Source organism: Leptospira fainei serovar Hurstbridge str. BUT 6, from assembly GCF_000306235.2.
GTDB classification, from domain to species: domain Bacteria; phylum Spirochaetota; class Leptospiria; order Leptospirales; family Leptospiraceae; genus Leptospira_B; species Leptospira_B fainei.
The window spans coordinates 285,930-309,731 of record NZ_AKWZ02000002.1 but is presented as its reverse complement, the minus strand read 5'-3'; the positions used below and the strand labels follow the sequence as shown (position 1 = coordinate 309,731).

The window sequence follows — 23,802 nt, the reverse complement described above, 5'->3', positions numbered from 1 at the left end:
TCGGTTTTTACGATTTTGTCGGATTTTCCGGATATAATTTTTCTCCGCATTCCCGAAACATTCTCTTGGAAGCGGGATTTGCTTCCGGAATTCGATTTTCCAGAAAGCGTTTTCTTTCATTTGGATTTTTTTTCTCATCCAATAAACATTCTTTCAGAAACTTAGCCAAGCTTTCCCTATCCTTATCCCATCCATCGGCGAAAGATTTTAAAACCCGATCCGATTCGCTTTTCGAGCCCGCTTTTAAATAAATCTCCAATAAGTAGAGAAGAATATCCGGATTCTTCGGATCCTTTATATGCGCTTTTTCTAAATAAAATGCCGCCGATCCCGGGGCCTCATGACTTTCCGCTAAAAGAATTCCTAAATTTCTATTCGCAACGACGTTGTCAGGATTTTTTCTAAGCGCTAAATCATAATAGTAAAGCGCTTCCGCAATATTACCTTGGGAGTGTTTTTCACGAGCGAGGTTTACCCATTCCTGCGAGGAATCGCAGGAAACGAGGATTAGGGACATAAGAATCGAAAATGCGTATCGGAACTTCTGTCTCATTTCCGTAGGTTTTTTCCGGTGGGGGGATAAAATTTGACTAAAAAAAGTCATTTTCTTCCGTCGAATTTGTACAATTTACGGGCCTTCCCATACCGCAATCTTAAAAAAGTTTCAATCTAGTGGGAGAATTTGTCCGAAGGAATTAGTACTGTAATACGTAGAAGCGGGACTAAGAAAGTGACATCTTCTCATAAGAATTTACTCCAAAATTTCCAGGAATACCTTTCGGTAGAGAAGGGTCTGAGCGACAATTCGATTTACTCGTACGGGTACGATTTAAACAAGTTTAAGAACTTCCTGGAAAAGGAACATATCGACTTCTTAGAAGTTCAGGCAAACGATATAGTTCGTTTCCTGAACGAGGAAAGAAATCGAAAAATCTCCGCTAAGACGATCGCGCGTGAAGTCGTCGCAATTCGGCAGTTTTATAAGTTTCTTAAAGACGAGAAGAAATTGGATTCGAATCCGACGGAGAAAATCGAAACTCCGGAAGTGATGCGCTCCATTCCCGACTATCTGACTCAGGAAGAAATCGAAGAGCTTTTCAGTGCGATTCGCGAGGATCATCTTTACGAACTAAGAGATAAGTGCATTTTCGAACTTCTGTATTCTTCCGGTCTTCGAATTTCAGAGGCATGCAATCTTCGTTTAACGGATATGGATATGGCCGGGATGACTTTGACGGTGGAAGGGAAAGGCGGACGCCAAAGACTGGTTCCGTTCGGGGAGAAATCCTTGGACATTCTCAATAGATATCTTAAACAAAGCAGACCTTATATTCTAAAGAACCGTAATTGCGATTATTTGTTCGTGTCCAAGAAAGGGTCGTTTATCAATCGTAAGTCGGTCTGGAGACTTTTGAATCATTATATCAAAAGAACGAGTATCAAAAAGAAAGTCACACCGCATACGTTGAGACATTCGTTTGCGACTCATCTTTTGGAAAATCACGCGGACCTCAAATCGGTTCAGGAACTATTGGGACATATCGACATATCCACGACTCAGATATATACCCACATGGCTAATAAAACCCTGAAGGAAGTTCATAAGAAATTCCATCCGAGAGGATAATTTCAGGAAATGATCCGAAGCCATTGAGGAGTTTAGGTTGACAGATCCTAAACAGACGAACTATTCAAACCAGTTTCGAATCCAGATCCCGTCTCATCCGCGCTACGTATCCGTGGCGCGGAATTTCGTTTATAATTTAGCAAGAGAATCCGGCTTCACGTTATACGATTCCGCAGATTTGAAATTGGCAGTCGGTGAATGTCTTCTCAACGTGATCAAACACGCTTATTTGGGTAAACACGGATATCCGATTTTTCTGGAAGTCCTGGTCTTTGATAATCGAATGGAAGTAAGGATTCGCGACTTCGGAGTACAGAAAAATTTATCGGAAATGCGAGGATACGATCTCGGCGATTATCGAGAGGAAGGAATCGGACTATTTCTAGTACGTAAGCTCACCGATCACTTTTATGTGGATCAATCCGGGAAGGGGAATCGTCTCATTCTCACCAAAATGAAATAGCGGTTTTTGCCTAGATTTTTAGGCAAAATCTTGTTTCCTAATACTCGCAATCGTTTCAAAAAGGTCATCGAGCCGATGAATTCCAAGATTATCGTATTCTTTCTAATTTTTCCGTTATGTGTTTTATCCTGTCGCAAAGGGCCGTCCCTTTCTCGAGAAGAGGTTAAGAATTTAAGTTCTTCTTATATTCGAGAATTATGCCGTAAAAATTTGGAATGCTCCGCAATGTATTTGGAATCATTATCCGTATCGGAACAGGAAGAAGCGAGGTCCGAATTCTATTCTTTAGAGCAATGCATGGAGAACCAGAAGGACCAAAGCATTCTCCCGGACGAGTATGAAAAAGTAACCGACGATCAAATAGCGAAAGTTCGGCGTTGTATGGATGATTTATTGAAGACACCTTGCGCTTCGATGGAGGAATCCGGAGGGATTCCTTCCTGTCAGGATCTGTTCCGTTCAGTCGAATGAAAGCATCGCGGGCTAAGACCTTTAGAATTAAAATCAGGCTCTGTCGATGCGATTAGGTCGAATTAGGGACCGGATTCGGAACTCTGAGAATCTTCCTGTAGAATTCCTAATCGTTTCGGACGCACTTTGGAATGAACTACTTGTCCGTCCGCTCCGAGAAATAAAAATGAGGGTCCAGGAATTTCCTTCAACTTAACCTTGAAGCTCCGATTTCGGCCTAAGTTCGCATCGACGCCCGGAAAAATTTCCCGTTCAACTTCGATATAAGCGTTTTTGTCCGGATCGAAGGAAAGTATTACGGATTGCTCTTGAGCCAATAAGTTTTCGAGAATGGATTGGTATTTTTGCTTAATCGCCTGGAGCTTAGGTAGACTTTCCTTCTCATCATCTGAAAGTGCTCTTCGTTGCGAATCGTCGTTTAATTTTACGATGCTCGCTTCCACTTTCTTTAAAACGTCGTGATTTTTTCGAACTTCCGCTTTTAAATCTTCGAGTTCGGATAACAATTCGGGCGGCATTCCGCAACTCAATACGGTTTTAGTTTCCACGATAGCACCGAGTTTAGAACAGGTGATATTCTTTCCTGCGACGCATTGTCCGCCTATCAACTCACCTCGTCCCCCGCGAACCAGGATCGATTCGCCTGCGATCAATTCGGAATGCATCGAAGCTTCTTCGATAAAGATGGAATTTTTTGCGATCATTTTGCCTTGCTCGACGAACTTGGCATAGATGTCGGCGCCGGATTCTATTAAGCCTCCGTTTCGACCCATGAAGCCGCCTGAAAGTACGATATCGCCGCCCGCTTTTAAAAAGACTTTTCCCACCGACTTTTTCACGACGATGGAACCTTCCGTCTCGAGAACAAACCCGTCGGCGATCGATTCTTCTACGATGATCGTGCCGGGAAAGTTGATATTGCCGGTCGAAAAATCCACGTGATCGAGATGACAAACTTCGTCTACGCGAATGACTCCGTAACGATCTACGATCGGCCGTCCGTCTATAAGCGCAAAAATCTGATTTTTATCTTCCGAGATTTTTACGTTGGAGCCTAATTTCCATTCGGCAGGTTTTCCTTCTTCAAACGGAAGGAGGTCCCCCATAACGTTCTTGCCCGGTTTGCCCGGAGAAGGAGAGATTTTCTCGGCTAATTTCTGATTTTTTTTCACGCTCTGGATGATTTGAATGTTTTTGAAATCGACTCTACCGAATTCGTCTTCTTCCAATTTTGGAATACTAGGATGTTGGAATAAAATCCGTAAATCTCCGTCGCTTCCGGGAACGGGAGCCTCGCCGACCGCGATTAAAACCCTCTTGCCGTATTCTTCCGCTTTCGCAAGGCGAGCGATCTCTTCGGCTTTAACTCCGAATTCGATCCCTTCTTTTTTTAGTTCGAAAAGGATTTCTCCTTCCGAAAGAACTTTCCCGCCGTATTTGGGAGGTTGCAATATCGCGTGTGCGGTCATTTTATCTTCGGAGATTTTTAATTCTATATGACTGGCTTCCGGTTTCCCGGGCCATTTCCCGATAAAATGCGGTTCGCCGTCTCTATCTTTTACGACTCGCTTAACCTCCTCTTCTGAGCTCTCGGAAATTTTAAAGACATCTAGACGCTTAAAAACTTCCCTGAGTTCTACGCTTTTGCCTTTCTTTCCGGATGGAAAAACCGTTAAATAAGCTAACCCATCCAGATTCTCGATCTTAAAAAAACCTCCCTCGTTTTCCTCCAAATCTCGGAGAAGGGAATCTGTATAATTGCGAATCGAGTCAGTCATTCGATAGTTCCGATATTGGAAAGTAACGCCCATCTTATATTTTACAATCGAAATCCTATGAAAAGACTTTATATCGAACATGGAAAAACGGAAGAGATGGATGGGAAATAATGGAAAAGAAAATTCTTCTTAGAGCGAAAAAGGCGATTTTTTTACGATCTTATCCCGTCTGTCGGGAGTCTATCAATGCTCGTGGTGTTGATGCGATTCGGATTGAGTCGGTTTGTGTCCGATATGGTTGGAATGATCATGACCGAAGCGAAAGAAGATCCATCCGATTCCGATCAATACGACCAATGTTCCTGCAAATCTTGCGGTATTCCCTTTTAATCTTAAGGCAAGAGACCGGAAGCCGTAACCGAAGGCAAAAAGCAGCGGAAAAGTACCTATAAAGAAACTAGCCATTACCGCGCCTCCAGTCCAGGGGGAACCGGTGGCGAATGCAAGTGCAAAGGCAGGGTAGAGTACGCCGCAGGGTAGAAGACCGGTCACTAAACCGAAATTAAATCCGATAAGACCGAGTCGAAACGGCTTGTCGCTATTCTTTCGTAATGATTCCAAGATCGGTCCTGCAACCTTTCCCAGAATTCTGACGGCAAAAGCGGAAGTAAGCGATATTCCTCCTCCTAGTAAGAGAGAGAGTCCGAATACGATTACAAAAACTCCTGAAATCCATGCAGCGATTTCTCGAATGAACCCGAGTTCGGTTGAAACTAAATTCGCTCCCTGGCCTAGGAACCCAAGCAATATACCGATCAAAGAATAAGAGCCGAATCGTCCGAGATTATAGCAAAGTTGCAAAAACGCATTTTCCTTTCCGGAACGTTTTCCGGAAGCGAGAGATAATGTTCCGGCAAACGGTCCGCACATTCCCACGCAGTGAAGAGAACTCGTTAATCCATGCAAGAACGCCGCGCCTAAAATCGGAAGGATCATTTTTTCGGCGCCTTCTTTTCCGCCTGATCGGGTACGGTCGGTTCGTCGTCGAAGAGCATTCGATATTTCGGTCCTTCTATATCTTCGTATTGACCCGATTTGTAGCTCCAAAGAAAGACAAAGAAGGAACCGAATGCGATTATTAGCGCGAGTGGAATCGTCATGTATAGAGCGTTCAAAGCGACACTCTCCTTCTCAATGATATCGAATTTAATACGACCGTTATCGAACTTAGCGTCATAAATCCCGCGCAGATAACGGGTAGCATATACCCGAATGCGGCTATCGGAATCATAATAGAATTATAAGTTAATGATAGCATAATATTCTGAAGAATGATTCTTCGAGTGGATTTGGAAATGGAAACGGCCTTCGGGAGCGCAGCAAGCCGATTTTGGACTAAAATCAAGTCGGAACGATCTAGACTTAAATCGGATCCGATTCCCATTGATATTCCGAGATTCGCTTGGGCGATACAGGCGGAATCGTTGATTCCGTCGCCGACCATCACTACCGTTTCTCCGTTTTGCTGCGCCTCGATAATTCGTTGTCTTTTATCGCTTGGTGAAAGGTTTCCGGTGTATTCCAGGATTCCTAATTCGGCGGCAAGGGCCTGGACTTTTTCGGGTGAATCGCCGGATAAAAGTTCGAGATTCGGAACTGTCGATTTCAATAATGAAATGCTTGCTCTCGCATCGGGTCTGGGCGTATCTCCGAATTTCCAGGCCGCCATCGGATGTCGGTCCTTACTCAAATAGATCCATCCGTCGTTGACTGCACCTATTTCAGAAGTAAATCCTTTGCTTCCAATCCGGTAAACAGTTCCGTTTTCGCCGGCTCGTTTTGCTTCGATTCCGCCACCCGATACTTCCTTTAAATCCTTCCAGAAATATTCGTTTTGTAACGAAGTTTCTTTCGTCTTTATGGAAGTTTCGGTTCCTAAAGCGCGCACAAGCGATCGAGCTAATGGGTGAGAGGAGTTCTCCTCCAATGCATAAGCCAAATTCCTATATTCGAGAGGTTTTTCGTTACCGAGAATTTTTTCTTCTACCAACTCCAACTTTCCCGTAGTTAGAGTCCCTGTCTTATCAAAGAAAATCCTATCGGCTTTCGCTAACGTTTCCACGGATTCCGGATTTTTGACTAAAATTCCGGCCTGGGATTGAAGCAAATGACTTACAACCAAGGCAGCGGGAACGCTTAAACCCAAAGCGCAGGGGCAAGCCACAATTAAAACGCTGATCGTATTTAAGATAGCGGTCTCTAACGAAACGGCATACCACCAATAAGCAAAGGTGATCATTGCAACGCATAAGACTATCTTTACGAATATGGACGCTAAGGTATCGGTCGTTCGCTGTAGTTTCGGCTTAGTCAAAAGGGATTCTTCTAAAAGCCTACCGATCTGAGCTAACGTGCTTTGTGAAGCTGTCCCGGTTGCGTAGAAAAAGATTCCGCTCGAAAGACAAAGTGAACCCGCGCGAATCGAATCCCCTTTAGTTTTGTGAACCGGTTGACTTTCGCCCGTGATTACGGATTCGTCGAAGTAAGCATCCGTCGAATCTAATTTTCCGTCCACCGGAACTTTGCTGCCGGATACCAATTTGACTTTATCTCCGGTATCGATAACCGAAGTCGGAACTTTCTTCCATGTAGAGTTTCTCTCCACCTCGTATTCTTCGGGCAAAAGGGAAAGCAGCTCTCCCACTTTCGCGCCGGCTCTATATCGAATATGCGCTTCTAGATACTTTCCTAGCAGTATAAAAAAGTAGATCGTACACACGGAATCGAAATAGACCTCTCCTCTATCGGCGATCGTTACATATACGCTATAAAAGTAAGCCAGACTTACCCCTAAAAAAAGAAGAGTGTCCATGGACAAAAATCTTCTTTTCCACGATTCCAACGCGCCTTTCCAAAACGGATAACCGGAAAAAACGTATACCGGCGTGGCTAATATCCAAGAAACATAATGAAATAGTTTTTTGATTCCTAAATCCATTCCTTCGAAATATCCGGCGTATAATCCGGCGGAGAAGAGCATAATGTTTCCCCAACAGAAACCGGCGACGGCCATTCGGAGGGCTAAGTCCTTAAACGGCTTTTCGACTTTTGCTTCCGATTTGTAGGGAGAATATAAGTTAGGAGTATATCCTAGTTTTCTAATGGATAAGAATAAATTCGTAAGATTGAGTTGGCTGCGATCGAATTCCACACTCAGCCTGGAGGTGGCAAAATTCATTCTCGCGGAAAATACGCCCTGGATTTTAGAAAGCGCCGTTTCGATCAGCCAAACACAGGCGCTACAATGAATTCCTCCTACGCTGATCCTAACGACCGATTTGCCCGGTTCCGGAGTTTCTACATATTCTTTATAGACTGATTCGGTTTCTAACCGAGTATCACCCGCTATTTCGGGAGTTTCACGCACCGGATCGAGTTTCTGCCCGCCTCGAATATCATAAAACTGCCCGAGCTCGCTTTCCAGCAATAGGGAAGAAAGTTCGGCGCATCCGTTGCAGCAGTAATTTCTATCGATTCCTAGGATTTTCTTTTCTATCAGGTCCTTCCCGATCGGGGAATTGCAATGATAGCAAAGTTTCGTCACCGTACGACACTCAACTGTTTAGTTCGTTCAAACGCTCCTTCGTCCGTTTTTGCAAAAACCGTAGCGGACCAAGGACCGGACATCGGAATCTCCAATTCCGCTTCGTATAGTCCGGGTTTCAGCTCTTTGAATTCCGCTTGTCTATTATAAGCGTCAGTAGCGCTTTTTTCGAACCGAATTTTCAGCCTAGCGCCGACGATCGGAGAGTCGTGCTTCAGGAGGTTTAACTCTAATTTTTGTTTTCCGACCGTTAAAGGAACTTTTCCCTCAAGCCAAGCTCCTTGGAGTTCGTATCCTTTCGAAATCATACTTCGCTGCTCGGCAATCGCTGCTTCGTATTTCAGCCCCTTCTCATAGTAATCTTTTTCAACGGGCTGAGTATGGCTCGATGTCGCAACATTTACCGTCCAAACGGTCGCGGAAATCAGTCCTGCAAAACAAAGACCGATTAGAATGAATGCACGTTTAAGGCTGGGATGCAAGATTAGTTCCTCCTATTTGCTTGGACGCGATTCCCACTGGTAGTAGGAAAGGAATTGTATTAGTTTTGGCAAAGACAGGTTTATCAAGATCGAATACTTTCAGAACAATTTCGTGACTCCTTTTAGAAGCATCTTGCCCTTGAAGATTCTTTAACTCTAAGATCAATCGATAATGCATATTTGAATTAGAAGGAAGATTTACGACTGCTTCTTCTGTTCCCCCCACCAAAATATGCAATTCTCCGTCAATATCCGTTTTTTCGATTTGGAATCGAAGCTTCCTTTCTTCAAAGGTTAAATTTTGTATTTGAACTTCGTAGAAATTGCGGATCGTTCCACCCGGAAGAGCCATCGGTTGTATATTTCTATCGGGCAGAACCGAAAGATACATAGGGACTCGATTCCAAAGAAGCAGACTGGCGACGGCAAGGACTAAGGTCAGCAATCCTCCGTAAACTAAAGTTCTAGAACGGATCCATTTAATCTTAGGATCGCGCGAAGCGATTTCGTTTTCCGACCAATATCCGATGAGAGTTTTCTTTCCTTCTTTTGCCATCTGATGAGTGCACGCGTCGGAACATTTTCCGCAGGCGATGCAACCGACATTGGTTCCTTCACGGATATCGATCCCGGTAGGGCATACGACGAGACACATATTACACGCGGTGCAATCTCCGATTTTAACGGTACCTTTTCGACGAGGTTCTCCTCTTTTATAATCGTATGTTATATTAACAGAATCTCCATCCATCATAACGGTCTGGAAGCGAGCATAAGGGCACGCATATTTGCAGAACTGTTCGCGAATGAAGGCCATATCGGCATACATAGCAATCGTGAAGAATCCCGCGAAGTACGCCCAGGTCGGAATTAAATGAGTTTCGGAAATCAAACGAATATCCGCGATCATCAAATAAGGATCTGAAAAATAGGAAATCCATGCTAATGATGCCAGTAAACTTACAAGAATCCAGACCAGATGGGTGCCGATTTTTCCGGCGATAGGAGCATCCTTCTTACCGTATTTCGATCCTAGTATGAATCTTCCCACGACATCGAATAAATCCGTGTAGATCGTTTGAGGACAAGCCCACCCGCACCAAACCCTCCCGATCAATGAAGTGAAAAGGAAGAGGGAAAGTCCCATTCCCAACAGAAATAAATGTAAAAAATAACCTTCTTGGGGAGTGAAGATACTGCCTAAGAGAAAGAATTTTCTCTCAGGGATGTCCAACCGAATGAGAGGGAGTTGACCCCAACGCAGCCAAGGCGTTCCGAAGAATAATAGGATTAGAAAAGATTGAACTACGGTTCTGGCACTTCTGATCCTTCCTGACATCGGGCGAGAAATAACCATTTAGATTCCTCCGAATCGGCCCGCCGCGAAGCGGCGGGCTCGAGTATCAAATTTCACTTGGAGGCTTTTAAACTCGGATTCCTGGAAGCTAACCAAGCGATGACTTGGTAGACTTTTTCGGAACCTAAGGAATTTTCATGCGGAGGCATCGGCCCCCGACCCAACTTAGCCTTGTCCGGGCCAATTCCTTTCATAATCTCTTCATAAAGTTCTGCGTCGGTATTTCCGTGCAGCCATTCTTTATCCATTAAATTCGGTCCGACTAAGCCTTCGCCGGTCGGTCCGTGACAAGCGACGCAGTACGTCTGAAAGGTTATTTGGCCGGCGGCGATAGCTTTTGCATCGCCGCGAAACGGGTCCGCACCTCCGCTTGATACTATCACCTTATTTTTATCCGGAAATTCTTTTTCGTAATCACGTACCTGCGTTTCGTACTGTTCTTTCGTTTCCCAGGACGAGAAACCGTGAAAGTATATTGCGTAGGCGATTGCAAATATGATCGATCCGAACCAAACCCAAACCCACCATGCAGGAAGAGGATTGTTGGATTGTTTGATTCCGTCGAATTCCTTATTTGGATCACTCATAGATCAATCCTCCTCTAACATGCGGTACTTCGGTTTTTCCATGCGATCTTTGCGTTTCCGACCATAAACGTACGCAAAGATGATCGCGATTGCTATAACTAAGACCGGAAGTCTTAGCGCTTTGTAGATTTGTAACGTATCTAAATCCATCTATGCTTCCTATTTTAAACTTTTAGCAAGTTCGGCGCTGTCCCGACCCATTTTTAATAGGTAAGCGATTAGCGCATCGCCTTCCGTTTTACCGGAAAGTTCTGTGATTCCGGCTTGAATTTCCTCATCAGTGTAAGGAACACCTACGCTGCGTAATCCTCGCAAATGGGCTGCGATCTTCTCCGGATCGAGTTTAGCGCTGTCTTCGAATAGCCACGGGTATCCGGGCATGATCGATCCTTTTGCGGTGTCTCTCGGGTTGATGAGATGCGTTTTGTGCCATTCTGCCGAAGGCTGTATTTGAGATTCGTGAGCTAGGTCCGGTCCTGTCCGTTTCGATCCCCATAGAAACGGATGATCGTAAACGAATTCACCCGCTTTGGAATATCCGTCTCGACCGAATGCCTTTTGAGGATCGAATCGATCGACTTCCCACTTGAACGGACGGATCATTTGGGTATGGCAATTATTGCAGCCTTCCTTCTGGTAAACGTCTCGCCCCGCCAATTCTAAGGCGGTATAGGGTTTTACGTTCGCTATCGGTTCTGCAGTCTTCGAAAGAAAGAACGGAGGAATTAATTCGAAGATACCGCCGCATAAAACTGCGATCGTCGTATAGATCGTGAATTTAACTCCGTTCTGCTCCCATTTTTCGGTGAGATTCGAAAAGCGATCTAAAAGTTTATCAAACCAACTCATGCTTTTGCCTCCTTGAGGCCCACGCGTAGATCAATTTCTGTCCATCCGCTTCCGGCAGTACCGATCGTTTTAATCACGTTGTAGATCATAATGAATAATCCGCTAACGTAAAGAACCCCCGCAATGCCTCTAAAAAGACGGAACGGTTTTAGGACTTCGGTGATTTGTACCCAATTAGGATATTTTAATGCTCCAGTTTCGTCTACGGCTCTCCACATCGAACCTTCCGTAACTCCCGACACCCACATCGAAACGATATAGAGTAAAATTCCGAGAGTGGCGACCCAGAAATGAATATTGGCCAACCTTTCCGAATACAGATTCGTGTTCCAAAGTCTAGGAACCAGATAGTAAATAGCTGCGAAGGAAAGCATTCCTACCCAGCCTAGCGTTCCTCCATGTACGTGACCGATAATCCAATCAGTATTATGCCCTAATGCGCTCACGGATCGAATCGATAATAAAGGGCCTTCGAATGTGGACATCCCGTAGAAAGTAATTCCTACTAACAACATTTTAAGGGTGGCATCCGTTTTGATCTTTTCTTTGGCTTGAGTCAGCGTTAAGAATCCGTTTAGCATACCTCCCCAGGACGGCATCCATAGCATGATACTGAATACCATGCCCGTGGTTTGTAACCAATCGGGCAGGGGAGTATAAAGCAGGTGATGTGGACCGGCCCAAATATAAATGAAGATTAGGGACCAGAAATGAATGATCGATAGTCTATGACTATAGATAGGCTGCTTAATATGCTTAGGAAGATAATAATACATCAATCCTAAGAATGGAGTAGTCAATACGAATGCGACCGCATTATGCCCGTACCACCACTGGATGTTGGCGTCGTAAACTCCCGAAAATAAGGAGTATGATTTGGTTAATCCGACCGGAACTACTAGATTATTTACGATGAATAGGGTCGGAATCGTAACGAACGAGGCTATGTAGAACCAAATGGCCGCATAGAGCTGTTTTTCTTCCCGAGTGAAAATCGTTCCGAAGAAATTCACAATGAAGATCACAAACCAGACCACGATTAACAGATCTAATGGCCATTCAAGTTCCGCATATTCTTTGGATTGATTTAGTCCTAAAGGAAGAGTCACAGCCGCTAATGCAATCGTCAAATTGTATAATACAAAATGAATATTCGCTAACTGATCGCTCCAAATTCTAACTCGGCACAATCTTTGGACGGTGTGGTAAGCCGTCGCAAAAATAATACTGAGCGCAAAACCAAATATGGCTGCGTTCGTATGAAGCGGGCGCAATCGTCCAAAAGTGAAGTACGGACCGAAATTTAATTCGGGAAATACCATCTGGAAAGCGATCCAGGTTCCGATTAGCATCGAAGCCACGCCCCATACCAATGCAGAGATAATAAATCCTTTTACGATTTGATCGTTGTATTTTTGGGAATTCATCTTTTCTCCGTTCCCATGGAAAGGGATACTTCCAACGATTCGATACTCGAATAAAAAGCCAAGCAAGGAAGTGAATCCGAGCGGATATAATTCGGTGATAATTGTCAACGCTATGGACACATTCTGATTATTGAATTTACTGGAATAATTCTAAAATGTAATGATCTAAATTGCGTTAGTCGTTTTGCTTTTGAGAATCTTTCTTAATAGAAAAACGGAAGGGAGCAGGAAGTTGGATTTGTCCTTTGGAAATAAATTATTAATCAGTTTGTTGGAACCGCAATTTTGGGACGACTTTTTTCGAAACGTTTTTGGATGAAACCGAACGTTTGGGATCGTCGTCGGCTTAGTTTAAGATTTAGGACGGTAAATTACCGAATCTCGATGCATAAATAGGGTCGTTTTCCGGTAATTATGTCCTTGAAAAAAACCGCAAAAAAACCGATGATTCTTATAGGAATTCTCAATGGCCTTTAATCCGTTTTCATTTCTTACAAGTATTCGGGAATCTATCGATGGAATTCTAGGTGGATTACCGCCGCAAACCGTTAAGATGATCGGAAAGGCCGGTTTGGCCCTCGCAGTGCTGATTGCATTAGCATTGGGCTGGCTGAGCTTTCAAAAAGGTCTGGAGATGGCAGGAGAAGAAGATAGGGCCAAGGTTTTGGACCGAAAGGCGCTCTTTTTAGAAGATATCGAGCGGGAATACAATCGTAAGAGAAAAGAGATCCATTGGAGTGATCCGGGCCTCGGCGATTCGAAAACGAGTTCACTGGATATTGAAAGATATTCCCAGGATCGACCTAAGACAGATCCTTCTACACCGAAAGCCACCCTAGAAGAGGGAAATACATTATCGAATTCTAGGAGGAACGAGGGGGATTCCCGAGTATTTTTTCCGAACGAAAATGAACGACCTCCCCGCGAAGATTCGGCTCCAAGTAATAGTTCCGACAACGCTCCAAAGTTAGAACCGAAATCCCAATCCGGCCAAAACTCTCCCTCAAAGACGGACGGTTCGTCCAGGTTAGAAAAACCGCCTAAGAAGATTAACGGACCTCAATTGAGAGAATGAATTTGAAATCGTCTTATTTTGCCGTTCTTATTCTATATATAGCTTTACCGACTTGGCTCCGGGCGGATTTACCTTTACCTTTTCCCGAAGATCGATCCGGCATGGAAGAATCGGAATCTCCGCTAACTTCTACCGGTGAACCTTTAAAATCCCTTGAAGGAGTTACGGGGGAAGCGTCGGTTTCCGCGCCGGAAGTAAATACCGAAACAAGCAAATCCGCCGAGACCGTCATCGGAAACGATTCGAATCTTAAATCTGCGGAAGAAGATTCCGTTGCGCTTCAAACTTCTCCTGCCAAACCGAAGTCGACTCAATTGCCTAATCTAAATGGGAAAAAAACTCGGAAAGCGAAAAAGAAGGACGATCAAGATCCGAGTCAGGCCGCCTACGAAAGAGGATTATTAAGACTTCGTAATGGAGAAAAGAATGCGGCTCAAGAGGAATTTACGAAGGCTGCGGGAAGCCAAGGAGAAGCTTCCGGGAAGGCAAAACTGGAATTATCCAAACTTGCCGACACTCAAACGAATTCAACCTCGCCGGAGAGCCAAGACGAGGAAATGAAATGGAAAACTCTACTCGAATCGGCGCGCTCATTACGCTCCCAGGGAAAAAATTCGGAGGCTCAGACCGCACTTTTGCAAGTCGCTACCGAAGCTCCTCCAGAATACCGCGCACAAGCTTTATTACAATTAGGTGATTCTCTTTTTCGGCAGGGACGATTTGCGGATTCCCGCGCTTATCTGATCGATTTCTGGAACCGTTTCGGCCGCAAATACCCGATTTCCGCCGACCCGAATTCGGCTGAATTTAGGAGACAACTGGAAGAACGAGATTTAGGCGCTTATCTTCTATTTAAGTCCAGCTACAAGGCAGGTGAAGCAGAGTGGGCCAGAAAATTTCTAATAAAGTATCTTGAAAAAAGTTCTGACGATTCTAAGGGAAGGTTTGCCCCATTACGCGCCGAATTGGAAAATCTTTCAAAGCGAGATCTATAATCGTTGATTTAAACGGTTCCGAAGATCGGTCTTTCATCGATTTTTAATCGAACGTCGAACGCTTACCTTCTAAAGTTCCCCTACGAAAGAGAAACGTTGACTTCTAACTTTCCGAATTTGGAAAATAGGTTAATGGCAAGTGCTTGTTTTTTCGGAATCTTAATCGTCTCGTTTTTGGCGTCCACGATATTCGGAGCCGTGATCTCGATAGATTGACCGGCCGTCGCAAAAATATTCATGGCATTTCCGGTGGTCATGTTTGCAATTTCGCCCAAGATATCCTTGTACTCGTTTTTGATATCCTGTTCGCTCATTCCCGGCATCAGCTTATTCGCGATCTTGTATGCGGCGTCGTAATTCAATCCGTAAACGACTTCCCCGTTAAAAGTTCCCAATACGCCTATGATGATTGCGAGTTCCAATGTCGTTTCAGGAGTATCTTTAACTCCGATTTTTCCACGAATCAAATCGGTTTGTAGTACGTCTCGGAAGACGATAGTCGCCGCTTCCAGGAATGGATTTACGAGTTCGGCACGGATTTGCATTATTCCTCCGCTGATTTAGCTAACCTTTCTACGCTCATTTCTTCCGCGACACTTTGAGGGATTTCTGCCAGAAATCCGTTTAAGATTACGGATGAGTCTCTAATTCTAAGTACCGTGGAAGTTTCCGGTTTTCCGAAACGAACGGCTACAAATTCAACGAGCGCATATTTATCCGCATCCTTGTAGGGGCCGGCGCTCTTCTTTTGGCCGAAGGCTTGTGAAGTTAGATCCTGGAAAAATCGCTTATCCGACAGGAGAGAAAAATTTCCTTTCGAAGAAGCGACGGATTTTAGATCCGCAAAGGCCTTGTCTTTAATCGTTACTGTTCCGGTTCCGAACAGAGCCGCCACTTTATGAAGTCCATCCGGTTCGCTTTGTAAGGTTTTAATTTTTGCTTTTAGGTTTTCGACAGCGGATTTACGGGCTTCGATGAGGAATTTCCCGCGCAGAATGGACTTTCTTTCTTCGAAAGCGGCGATTTTCCCGTCTTTGCCTTTCGGAGCATTGGACTCGGTAATTTCTTTCTGATAGAGTTCCCGGAGTTGCAGATCTGTCGGCTCTACATTTTGATTGGCCAGTTTTGTCAGATCTTCTTCCGTATAAACGAGCGCGTTTAAATCGACTCTTGCCGTGGATGCTTCGGATTGTACCAGTAGTTCGTCGTCGGTTTTTCGTAGATCCGATTGGAGTAGATTTGCCTGAACAGAACCTTGCACTGCAGCCTCGATACGGAAACGCATCGGCGCTTCCTTTAAGAACTGACGATATACTTGGTCCGGTTTCTCTACTTCGTCGTCGGAATATCCGGCGCCTCGATAAGAAAGTTTCACCCTTTTTTGAGCTTCTTCCCAGAGATTTTGCCGAATTAATTCTTCGGAAACGGTATAGCCTAACGAATTTGCGATCGTATTCGCGACAAACATTCCTTTCAGAATCATAAATGCGCATTCGCCAAGCTGGTTATCAGGAATTTGACCTTGATAGATTTGGTAGCAGTACCGACGGCCCGCATTAAAGGAATCCATAGGCACATCTTTTCCGCCGATTTTTCCGGCTTTGATGTTTGCTTTGCCGGTCAACATATCCATTCCGGCTTGTTCCACGTCGGAACGGAGAAGAGTAAAAATCAGCATTAAAACCAGGACTCCCAGAAAAAGGGCAGACCCGACTTTGAAAAAAATGTCTTTAAAGGATGTTCCTTCAGTATTTGTCATAAAAATCCGTATGATAGGAAGGGTGAGAGGCGGGTAGAATCTGTAAAGGAGAAAAACCGACGAAAAACGCTTCAGAAAGGCGATCGGATGGTAGATACATATACTGATGCTTTATATTGCACTCGCACTCATTTTGGTCGGACTCCTTTGTTTCATTTACGTATCCTTCCAGCCTAGTTTGAAGAATCGTACGGTTCAGTCCGGTTCGGCAAGAATGCCGACTTCAATCTCAAGGGACAGAAAAATTGTCACCGAAGCGATGGCAGCGGCCAAGAGGCCTCCTCGCACCGAGTCATATTCTCATTTAGACAGGGTATTTGCGGAAGAGCGAAAGATTCGACCTTCGAGACCTGCCTCTGAACATAGAGAAGAAGCGAACATGATTCCGGAAGAAGAAGTTTGGGAAGAAGAAATTAGGACGGAGCCGATTCCCCATGAGGAACCGTTTCGACAAAGAGAGCAACCTCCGGAGGAAACAGTGGAAATTGGCACAGAATCTCGCGAGGAAGAATGGTCTATGGAAGGAATTTTATTTCTGGATCTTTCCGGAAAATTGCCGTACGAAGGATTGAAGCAAAAAATTAGGCCGGAACAACTCAAAGGATTCAGAAGAATCGGCAAAGGCAGAGTCCGGGAAATTCCGGGCGGATTTGCATTTCACGCGTTAAATTCCGAGTTCAGTTATAAACTGGACGAGGTGGAAAAAGTAATCTTTTACGATGAAGGCTTTGCACTCTTACCGGCTAAACGAGAGTTTCCGACTCCGATTTTTTTGACGAAAGAAACCGAGCGGTTCAAAGCCTATTTGGAACATACCTCAAAAGCGTAGTACCTGCTCGGAGAGAATTCATCCCCGTAATTCTTATCGAGTAAAAACAACGGGGAAAAAATCCTTAAATTTATCTTCCTTCTACTTGCAGCCAGCGAGTCGTTTTTACGACTAATCTGGTAATGATATAAAAACCGGCTCCGATTCCAAAAACCCAAATTTGGGGTTCGGTGATGGCTTCCCATGGCGCAGTCCATAAGATGAAATTATTCACGAAACTTGCTCCGAAATCGAACAAAACAAAAATAACGACGATTCCAAAAAGGCTAGGATACTCTCTCTTTAAGACATTTTTAATGGAAAAGGAAAGCTGAGGTTTTACGTAACCCTTCAATTTCGGTATGAAAGCGGGAACATTGTCCGCCCAATCAAGATATTCGCGGCCGAATTTCTCCCTTAGGAATTTTTCCTCCGTGAACATAATTCTTTCGTAATAGAATCCGAAAAAGAGAGCAAATACAAGGAGTAGCGGGAGATCCCGTAAGTAAAGCACCGGTCCGAGATATAGTAGGAAGTTTCCCAAATACAATGGATGGCGAACCAAAGAATAGATTCCCTCCCGATTTACCATATCTGCAATCTGCTCTTTCGTATTTCGACCGGAGGTACGTGCGGGAGCGTATCCGATCACAAAGCAGCGAACGAATAAACCCGATAAGCTTACAAAAAAGCATGCCGCTGCATAAAACAAATTGGTCTCATAGGATCCGTTTAGAAATTGATAATCTTTTAGAGAGTACAAACTAAGGAGGAGGATAAAGCCGGGAATATAGGATCTCCAGCGAAATAGGAAAATCCCTTGTTTATCTAGTTCTTCGATCAGAGCCATTTAGTTTCCTTCGTACTGGAGGTTTTTTGGAAGGAAACCTAGGTTCTCGATAGTTGTCAATCAATGATTCCTCGATGCCGCTACTGGAAGGAATGCGCTCCCTTATAGGAAGTAAAGTCCGCCAAGTCTTTTCGTAAGATAGGCTCGAGAGTCCAGGGATCTAAAATCAACTTATAGTTCAGGTCTTTACGTCGGAATATCCAGCTACCTTGCTTTGTTTTGCCGATCGGGGAAAGAAGTTCGGTTTCGGATGCGGATTTCAGTTCTATTTGAAAGTTTTCATCGCTTCGTACCGGAACAATTTCCTCTTTGTTCTCGAATAGAATTTCATCCGCTTTCAGTCGGAATAGAGCTTCAATAAAAACATTTACTTCTTCCACAGCGGCAGGTTTGGAGAATTCCGCAGCGGATAAATTCCATTCACCCGCCGAATTGACCAAGGAAAAATTCTTTTCAGGATGTCCCGAGAATGTTAAGCGAACCGACTGAATCGGAGTCCCGGATATGGCTTCCGAAATCAAACTTCTGGAGAAAAAATAATCCGGTTTACTATTACCCGATAATAGTTTCAGATTTTCCCGCACGAGCCAGATTTTCCCAGACTTCGGTTCGAGCACGTACATACCTGCATGTCGAGTCGCTAACGAGCCTAAATACAGAATTCCCAGACTAGATTCGGAAGCATCGAATACTTCCACGCTAGGTTCGTCGCCGTCCAATCCGAACTCCGGCGCAAAAGATCGGGGCGCATTTCCTTGAGACAAAAGAGTATATTTTCGTAATGCAAGAATTCCTTTTAAGAAAGTTTCTATTCTTTCATTATCCCCTTGGCCTTCCGTGCCGTTCGGGAGAGAGACTTCCCATGAATCGATGGTTCGGGCTAGAACGACCGCTTCTCCTTTTCTTCCAATTATGACTTTCGCTATATCCGATTCCGTCACGGGAAAAAACGGATCGGCGTGTGCGTACGTATCTTTAAATGCCTCCCAGGGGTCCCTCGCCAATAATAGGATTAAGGCTAAAAATAGGTTGGTTAGAAAAAGGGAGATTCCCGGATTCGACTTGAGGTATCCCCAAGTCTTAAAAAAGAATTCGGGTAATTTCATCTTGGCCTGTTCCTTCTTCTTCTGCGAAGGCGCAAGAATGCGTAAAGACTTACAAACAAGGGAATCCCCAATACGTTCATTAAACTTGCGAAGATTTCCATTTTAGGAGAAACCGGGCTCATTTTGAGGATCAAGGATTGTTTGCTTCTGGCCGCCAGTAGATCGGTTTCTCCGCTTAGTATATCGATAGAATTTAAAAGAAACGGAATATTCGTATCTCGGAATATCTCTCGGTAGTCCGGAAATGCCAAAATATCGGAGACAAGATACGGTGTGCCTATTACGAGAATTCTTCCGATTCTATCGTTCGGAGATTTGGAAAGAAATCCGTTTTTGCCGACTCCTTTCGGGAGAGGTTTATCCGCAAAATAGGATTCGATAGGGCCTTCAACAATCGCACCGAGCAGAAAAGGACCTCCGTTAGGCCGGATCGGCGTCTGCTGAAGCTGCTTCTCGCCCAACATGACCCGGTCCGAACGAATTTCCGCGTCAGGACCGCTGAAAATCAACGGAGTCCCCGGGGCACTTTTCTGTTTTCCCGGAATCAGTTCTATGCTAGAACTCCAAGGGAGAAGTAAATTTTCCTGATCCTTAGTAAATGGACTTTCGTTGTTAAGAGTATTATTTTTGTGACTGGCGACAATCCAAGGAGGATAGGGATATTTACCGAGAACACCGGGTTCGACTTCTATAAGTTGACCCATCGGCAGGGAATTATCGGGATCTAAGACGATATTCGATAGAATTCGAATTCCATAATGTTCTAAGAATGAACTTAAATCTTGGGCAAACGAATCCGTTTGAGCCATTCCGGCCCCTGTTTCTCCCGTTAAGATTCCCATTCTATTGCCGGACGATTCCATTCGGAAGTCCATAGTTTTTGAAAGGAGGATCAAGCTTCCACCGCTCACTAAAAATTGATCGATCTTATATCTCTCCAATTGCGATAGCGAGCCGGACCCGATCCAGAGTAGAGCGCTAGTTCCTTCCGGAATTTCGTCCGATTCCAAATTCAATTCGGGAATCATTCCGATTTCGGTTTCTAAAACCTGGTGTACAAAAACCCCGACAGTGTCTTTACCGGAACCCGGACCGGGATTTTGCGGGTTTAAACTTCCATTCGTTTTTAGAAGAACTAATCCGCTGTCTTGGTTTTTTCTCCGTATTTTTCGAATTCCGGATAAGATTTGGTATTCGATCTGCTCGGCGAAAAATGCCACAGGTAGAATTTCGGTTTCGGAACCTATAGTGAGCGTCAGCCCCAAATACGCTTGCTTAACCGAAGCTGAATCACGGTCGGATTTTTGCAGAATTTGGGGTTCGACTCCCGATTCGGAAGCTTTCTGAGCTTCTTCTTGAGAGGAATCGGGATCAAAAAAACGGAGCACGACTTTCTTTCCTCCGACCGCCGCGATTTCGCTTAACATTTCCTTTGTCAGATCCAATCTAGCCTTATATTCTCCCGGCACCTTGGAGGAATAGAATGCGTCGATGTACAGGGTTGATTCCAAATTCTCCAACAGCTTTCGGGTGCTGACGGTAAGTTCGAAACGCTCGGATCTTGATAGATCTTTACGACAACTTCCGGAAGAAACGATTCCATTCATTAAAAGGAAAAAAAGAAAAAGATTCCCAAGAAGAAACCATCGATGTTTGGAGATTTCCAGGAAAGGCTTCAGCAAATCCGTCATCTTTTCTTTCCTAACAGTACGATTACGTTAGCGACCAATGCCGTTATCGTGAAGCTTACGGTATAAAAGATTTCTTTGCCGTCTAAAATTCCCAATCGAAACGGCTCGAAATGTCTGGATAAAGAAATAAAGGATGCGAGGGAAGCTGCGGCTCCGCCTAAAAAGCGTAGGACGGGCTGATATCCGAGTAAAAAGAAAAACAAACAGGCCAACATCGTTAATAAGTATGCGCTGATCTGATCTTTCGTCAGAGCCGAAATCAATAGACCTATCGATATATAACAACTTCCTAATAAATAACAGCCGAAATATCCTGCAAAAGTAGCGCCCAAATCCAAGTCGCCCAAGGCCCAAACGGTAAACGGAATCGAAAAAGTCGTTAAGAGAACTAACCCTAGGAAAAGCCAAGCCGCTAAAAATTTAGCGAACACGATTTCATATTCTCTTAAAGGAAGCGTAAACAATATCTCCCTCGTTCCGGTTCGTTCCTCTTCGGACCAAAGCCGCATCGTGATTGCCGGAATAAATACGATATAAAGGAGAGGGATCCAGAGAAAAAATTGCTCCATGCTTGCGACGTTTCTATCCCAGAACGAGTCTTCTCCTAATCCGAAGAAAAATAAAAAAGATGCGAGTAGAAGAAATAGAATCGCGAAGATATATCCGATCGGAGTGTTTAAATAGCCGATCCATTCCTTGGAAAAAACGGCCTTTACATTGGCATGGAATTCGAAAATTCGCGGAGAACGGTTCATGAAATCGCCGTCAATTCCTGAAAGACCGATTCGAGGGTACGTCTAACGGGACGAAATTCCAAAACGGGGAAGGTAGCCGAGCGAATTCTTTCGAATAGAAACTCGGAAGAATGCGTGTTTGATCGAAGATGAAACTCCGTGGCTTCTCCGATATTTTTCGATTCCAAAATCTCGATATCGGTATTTTTAAAACAATGTCCCAGAGTTTCTAAGTCCGTTTTAGCGATGAGCAAAATCGAATCGCCTCGATTGATGTCTTTCACGCTCACATCCGCTATTAATCTCCCTTTGTGGAGAATCAAAACGTGATCGCAAATCTCCTCCACTTCTTGGAGTATGTGAGTGGAAAGTACGAGAACTTTTTCTTTTCCAAAGGAACGAATGATCGATCGGATTTGACCGATTTGTATCGGATCCAAGCCGGAACTCGGTTCGTCCAAAATTATATATTCCGGATCGTGGATTAACGTGCCCGCTAATGCGACGCGCTGTTTAAATCCTTTAGAAAGGGTTCCTATCTCCGAAAAAAAATGATCTCCTAAATCGCATAATTCTCTCATTTCCCGGATTCGATGCTGTAGAATTCCGCCTTGTAACCCTCTTGCTCTCCCTATGAATTCGAGATATTCTTGTGCCGTTAAGTCCTGATAGATGGGCGCCCATTCGGGTAAATAACCAAGGTTCCGTTTTATTTGAATCGGATCTTCGGATAGTGAGATATCTCCATAAGAGACGGTTCCGGTATCGGGTTCCAGGAATCCGGTAAGTAGGCGCATCGTGGTGGTTTTTCCGGCTCCATTCGGACCTAAGAGACCGGTTATTCGCCCTTTAGGGATAGAAAAACCTACCTCGATAAGGGCCGACTGATTGGAGAATGATTTTGTGAGTCGATTCGCCTTAAGGGAACCCATTCGAGTACGGTCTATTCATGTCCCGTCGCTCGCAACCGTTTTTCCCGATGTTTAGGAACGGATCTTTAACATTAAGTCGACTTTGAATTTCTTGAGAACGTCGAGTAGGGGTGGGTGTAGGTTTACGACTTCCAACTTAATTCCGAAATGATCCATAAGATTTTTAAGAGTGAGAAGTTTTGCAACTCCACTCGAGGTAATCTTTCTAGTGGAAGTTAAATCCAAAATCAAACTCTGAAATTGAGCTCGCGATGCATGGTCTGAAATTTCATCGAAAACTTTTTCATACCCGTCCAAAAGCTGGTTATCAAACCGAACCGTGCCCTGCTTTCCTTGGAGTTCTAGTTTTGCCATAATTGAGTCGTTTGTTCAAATAGACTGAGAAACCTTAAATATTCTACAAGAATTTCTGAAGAAATTACATTTATGCAGTTCTACATACGAAATTTAGATATTCAGCCTTGGGGGAGATTTTCCAAGAACGATAATCGGAGCCGATTTTCAAAATCTCCAATCCTGAAGATTCCAATAAAAATTTCCAGACATCGGTCGGATATGCTTTATGAAGGTGTACTTCTTCGATTTCCGTTCCCTTTTCCTTAAATTTTAGCCTTGTAGTCAGAATCATGTCTTTCTTAGAATACTCGTTTTCCCAAAGGAGGCGAATATCGTCATGAGTTTCTTCTAAAATCGCGCCGTCGAAATTCTTTTCGAAGTTTCTTTCGGTGCTCACATCGAAGAAAAAGATTCCCTTTTCTCCTAAAAGACCGGAAATTTCCCGAAAGATTTTGCGTAACTGCCCCTCATCCAGGAAGTAATTGAACGTATCATGCACTGACAGGATTAAATCAAAGGGAGCCGGCAAGGGAGGAAGAGATAGTAAATTTGCTTGCAGTCGATTCCCGGGAATTTGACGCTTTTCGGCTACGGAAAGCATTTCTCGGGAGGCATCGATCCCCCAAATTTCCGATCGAGATGGGAGTTCCTTCCAGAGCGCGCAGGTTCCGCAGCCTAAATCCAGGATTTTTAATGGAATTGAATTTCCGGTTGCAGTGGAGTAGGCGCCCAAAGCTACTTGAGCCCAGAGTCGATACGCGGCTCCCCTCATGACCTGGTCATAAACGCCGGAAAAAGCGGTATAAGGCTTTTTTTGCGCGGTATGAGAAATAATTCTTGATCTTTTAGCTTGGTTACCAGTATTTCTATCCATTTGATGCGACATAATTCTCAGGAAGCGCTTTTTCGAAGCTTTACCCGGAAGCTCTAA

Annotated in this window: 26 protein-coding genes; 6 read left to right on the top strand and 20 right to left on the bottom strand. The window is 44.3% G+C overall.

Annotated features, from left to right (window positions below; genetic code table 11):
- Positions 1-7: 7 nt before the first annotated feature.
- Positions 8-604 (bottom strand): tetratricopeptide repeat protein, encoded by a 597-nt coding sequence (locus LEP1GSC058_RS02860; RefSeq protein WP_016547798.1) that lies wholly within the window; start codon positions 602-604, stop codon positions 8-10.
- A gap of 126 nt (positions 605-730) precedes the next feature.
- On the opposite strand from LEP1GSC058_RS02860, the gene xerD reads away from it, so the two are divergent.
- The 3 genes from xerD to LEP1GSC058_RS02845 all read left to right on the top strand — a co-directional run bounded on the left by xerD (position 731) and on the right by LEP1GSC058_RS02845 (position 2,561).
- The gene (xerD, locus tag LEP1GSC058_RS02855) at positions 731-1,627 is read left to right on the top strand and encodes a site-specific tyrosine recombinase XerD (protein ID WP_039935053.1); all 897 of its coding nucleotides are present in this window, start codon (positions 731-733) and stop codon (positions 1,625-1,627) included.
- A 37-nt stretch (positions 1,628-1,664) separates the two neighbouring features.
- Positions 1,665-2,090, top strand: coding sequence for an ATP-binding protein (locus tag LEP1GSC058_RS02850; protein ID WP_016547960.1), 426 nt, complete (start codon positions 1,665-1,667; stop codon positions 2,088-2,090).
- Between the two features lie 75 nt (positions 2,091-2,165).
- Positions 2,166-2,561, top strand: a complete 396-nt coding sequence (locus LEP1GSC058_RS02845) for an LA_2478/LA_2722/LA_4182 family protein (RefSeq protein WP_039947983.1) — start codon at positions 2,166-2,168, stop codon at positions 2,559-2,561.
- 62 nt (positions 2,562-2,623) lie between these two features.
- On the opposite strand, the gene LEP1GSC058_RS02840 is transcribed toward LEP1GSC058_RS02845, so the two are convergent.
- The 10 genes from LEP1GSC058_RS02840 to ccoN all read right to left on the bottom strand — a co-directional run bounded on the left by LEP1GSC058_RS02840 (position 2,624) and on the right by ccoN (position 12,585).
- Positions 2,624-4,339, bottom strand: a complete 1,716-nt coding sequence (locus tag LEP1GSC058_RS02840) for a DUF342 domain-containing protein (protein WP_016548007.1) — start codon at positions 4,337-4,339, stop codon at positions 2,624-2,626.
- A gap of 183 nt (positions 4,340-4,522) precedes the next feature.
- A complete protein-coding gene (locus LEP1GSC058_RS02835; protein ID WP_016548232.1) occupies positions 4,523-5,275 on the bottom strand; it encodes a sulfite exporter TauE/SafE family protein in 753 nt (250 codons plus the stop codon).
- Positions 5,272-5,454, bottom strand: a complete 183-nt coding sequence (gene ccoS / locus LEP1GSC058_RS02830; protein ID WP_016547799.1) for a cbb3-type cytochrome oxidase assembly protein CcoS — start codon at positions 5,452-5,454, stop codon at positions 5,272-5,274. Before ccoS ends, LEP1GSC058_RS02835 begins: the two co-directional genes overlap by 4 nt.
- Positions 5,451-7,883, bottom strand: coding sequence for a heavy metal translocating P-type ATPase (locus tag LEP1GSC058_RS02825; protein WP_016548048.1), 2,433 nt, complete (start codon positions 7,881-7,883; stop codon positions 5,451-5,453). The genes ccoS and LEP1GSC058_RS02825 overlap by 4 nt, the downstream gene beginning before the upstream one ends.
- Positions 7,880-8,365 carry a FixH family protein gene (locus LEP1GSC058_RS02820; protein WP_016548179.1) on the bottom strand — a complete coding sequence of 162 codons (486 nt, stop codon included), beginning with the start codon at positions 8,363-8,365 and terminating at the stop codon, positions 7,880-7,882. The genes LEP1GSC058_RS02825 and LEP1GSC058_RS02820 overlap by 4 nt, the downstream gene beginning before the upstream one ends.
- On the bottom strand, positions 8,349-9,722 hold the full coding sequence (ccoG, locus tag LEP1GSC058_RS02815) for a cytochrome c oxidase accessory protein CcoG (protein WP_016547920.1): 1,374 nt from the start codon (positions 9,720-9,722) through the stop codon (positions 8,349-8,351). Before ccoG ends, LEP1GSC058_RS02820 begins: the two co-directional genes overlap by 17 nt.
- A 53-nt stretch (positions 9,723-9,775) precedes the next feature.
- Positions 9,776-10,309, bottom strand: a complete 534-nt coding sequence (locus LEP1GSC058_RS02810; RefSeq protein ID WP_016547965.1) for a cbb3-type cytochrome c oxidase N-terminal domain-containing protein — start codon at positions 10,307-10,309, stop codon at positions 9,776-9,778.
- 3 nt (positions 10,310-10,312) lie between these two features.
- Positions 10,313-10,459: a hypothetical protein gene (locus LEP1GSC058_RS02805; RefSeq protein ID WP_016547786.1), complete on the bottom strand. Its 147-nt coding sequence runs from the start codon at positions 10,457-10,459 to the stop codon at positions 10,313-10,315.
- Between the two features lie 9 nt (positions 10,460-10,468).
- Positions 10,469-11,158: a cbb3-type cytochrome c oxidase subunit II gene (locus LEP1GSC058_RS02800; RefSeq protein ID WP_016548246.1), complete on the bottom strand. Its 690-nt coding sequence runs from the start codon at positions 11,156-11,158 to the stop codon at positions 10,469-10,471.
- Positions 11,155-12,585, bottom strand: a complete 1,431-nt coding sequence (ccoN, locus tag LEP1GSC058_RS02795; RefSeq protein WP_039947982.1) for a cytochrome-c oxidase, cbb3-type subunit I — start codon at positions 12,583-12,585, stop codon at positions 11,155-11,157. The genes LEP1GSC058_RS02800 and ccoN overlap by 4 nt, the downstream gene beginning before the upstream one ends.
- A gap of 466 nt (positions 12,586-13,051) precedes the next feature.
- Between ccoN and LEP1GSC058_RS02790 the strand changes: the two genes are divergently transcribed.
- A complete protein-coding gene (locus LEP1GSC058_RS02790; RefSeq protein ID WP_016548040.1) occupies positions 13,052-13,660 on the top strand; it encodes an LIC_11485 family protein in 609 nt (202 codons plus the stop codon).
- On the top strand, positions 13,657-14,655 hold the full coding sequence (locus LEP1GSC058_RS02785; RefSeq protein WP_016547966.1) for a tetratricopeptide repeat protein: 999 nt from the start codon (positions 13,657-13,659) through the stop codon (positions 14,653-14,655). The genes LEP1GSC058_RS02790 and LEP1GSC058_RS02785 overlap by 4 nt, the downstream gene beginning before the upstream one ends.
- Before the next feature lie 80 nt (positions 14,656-14,735).
- Here the strand turns inward: LEP1GSC058_RS02785 and LEP1GSC058_RS02780 are convergent, their stop codons facing one another.
- Complete coding sequence (locus LEP1GSC058_RS02780) at positions 14,736-15,200, bottom strand: chemotaxis protein CheX (RefSeq protein WP_016548142.1); 465 nt, start codon at positions 15,198-15,200, stop codon at positions 14,736-14,738.
- Positions 15,200-16,414, bottom strand: a complete 1,215-nt coding sequence (locus tag LEP1GSC058_RS02775; protein WP_016547806.1) for a hypothetical protein — start codon at positions 16,412-16,414, stop codon at positions 15,200-15,202. The genes LEP1GSC058_RS02780 and LEP1GSC058_RS02775 overlap by 1 nt, the downstream gene beginning before the upstream one ends.
- A 106-nt stretch (positions 16,415-16,520) precedes the next feature.
- Here LEP1GSC058_RS02775 and LEP1GSC058_RS02770 point away from each other — a divergent pair, with 106 nt between their 5' ends.
- On the top strand, positions 16,521-17,243 hold the full coding sequence (locus LEP1GSC058_RS02770) for an LIC_11490 family protein (RefSeq protein ID WP_016548025.1): 723 nt from the start codon (positions 16,521-16,523) through the stop codon (positions 17,241-17,243).
- Between the two features lie 70 nt (positions 17,244-17,313).
- On the opposite strand, the gene lmtA is transcribed toward LEP1GSC058_RS02770, so the two are convergent.
- From lmtA to LEP1GSC058_RS02735, 7 genes are all read right to left on the bottom strand, one after another.
- Entirely contained in the window at positions 17,314-18,072 is a 759-nt protein-coding gene (gene lmtA / locus LEP1GSC058_RS02765; protein ID WP_016547833.1) for a lipid A Kdo2 1-phosphate O-methyltransferase, read from the bottom strand.
- An 80-nt stretch (positions 18,073-18,152) separates the two neighbouring features.
- Entirely contained in the window at positions 18,153-19,178 is a 1,026-nt protein-coding gene (locus LEP1GSC058_RS02760; protein WP_016548116.1) for a DUF4340 domain-containing protein, read from the bottom strand.
- Positions 19,175-20,869 carry a GldG family protein gene (locus LEP1GSC058_RS02755; RefSeq protein WP_016548175.1) on the bottom strand — a complete coding sequence of 565 codons (1,695 nt, stop codon included), beginning with the start codon at positions 20,867-20,869 and terminating at the stop codon, positions 19,175-19,177. The genes LEP1GSC058_RS02760 and LEP1GSC058_RS02755 overlap by 4 nt, the downstream gene beginning before the upstream one ends.
- Entirely contained in the window at positions 20,866-21,624 is a 759-nt protein-coding gene (locus LEP1GSC058_RS02750; RefSeq protein WP_016548299.1) for an ABC transporter permease, read from the bottom strand. The genes LEP1GSC058_RS02755 and LEP1GSC058_RS02750 overlap by 4 nt, the downstream gene beginning before the upstream one ends.
- Positions 21,621-22,535, bottom strand: coding sequence for an ATP-binding cassette domain-containing protein (locus LEP1GSC058_RS02745; protein ID WP_016548167.1), 915 nt, complete (start codon positions 22,533-22,535; stop codon positions 21,621-21,623). Before LEP1GSC058_RS02745 ends, LEP1GSC058_RS02750 begins: the two co-directional genes overlap by 4 nt.
- A gap of 51 nt (positions 22,536-22,586) precedes the next feature.
- Complete coding sequence (locus LEP1GSC058_RS02740) at positions 22,587-22,889, bottom strand: STAS domain-containing protein (RefSeq protein WP_016547894.1); 303 nt, start codon at positions 22,887-22,889, stop codon at positions 22,587-22,589.
- Between the two features lie 70 nt (positions 22,890-22,959).
- Entirely contained in the window at positions 22,960-23,745 is a 786-nt protein-coding gene (locus LEP1GSC058_RS02735) for a class I SAM-dependent DNA methyltransferase (protein WP_016547813.1), read from the bottom strand.
- Positions 23,746-23,802: the final 57 nt, after the last annotated feature.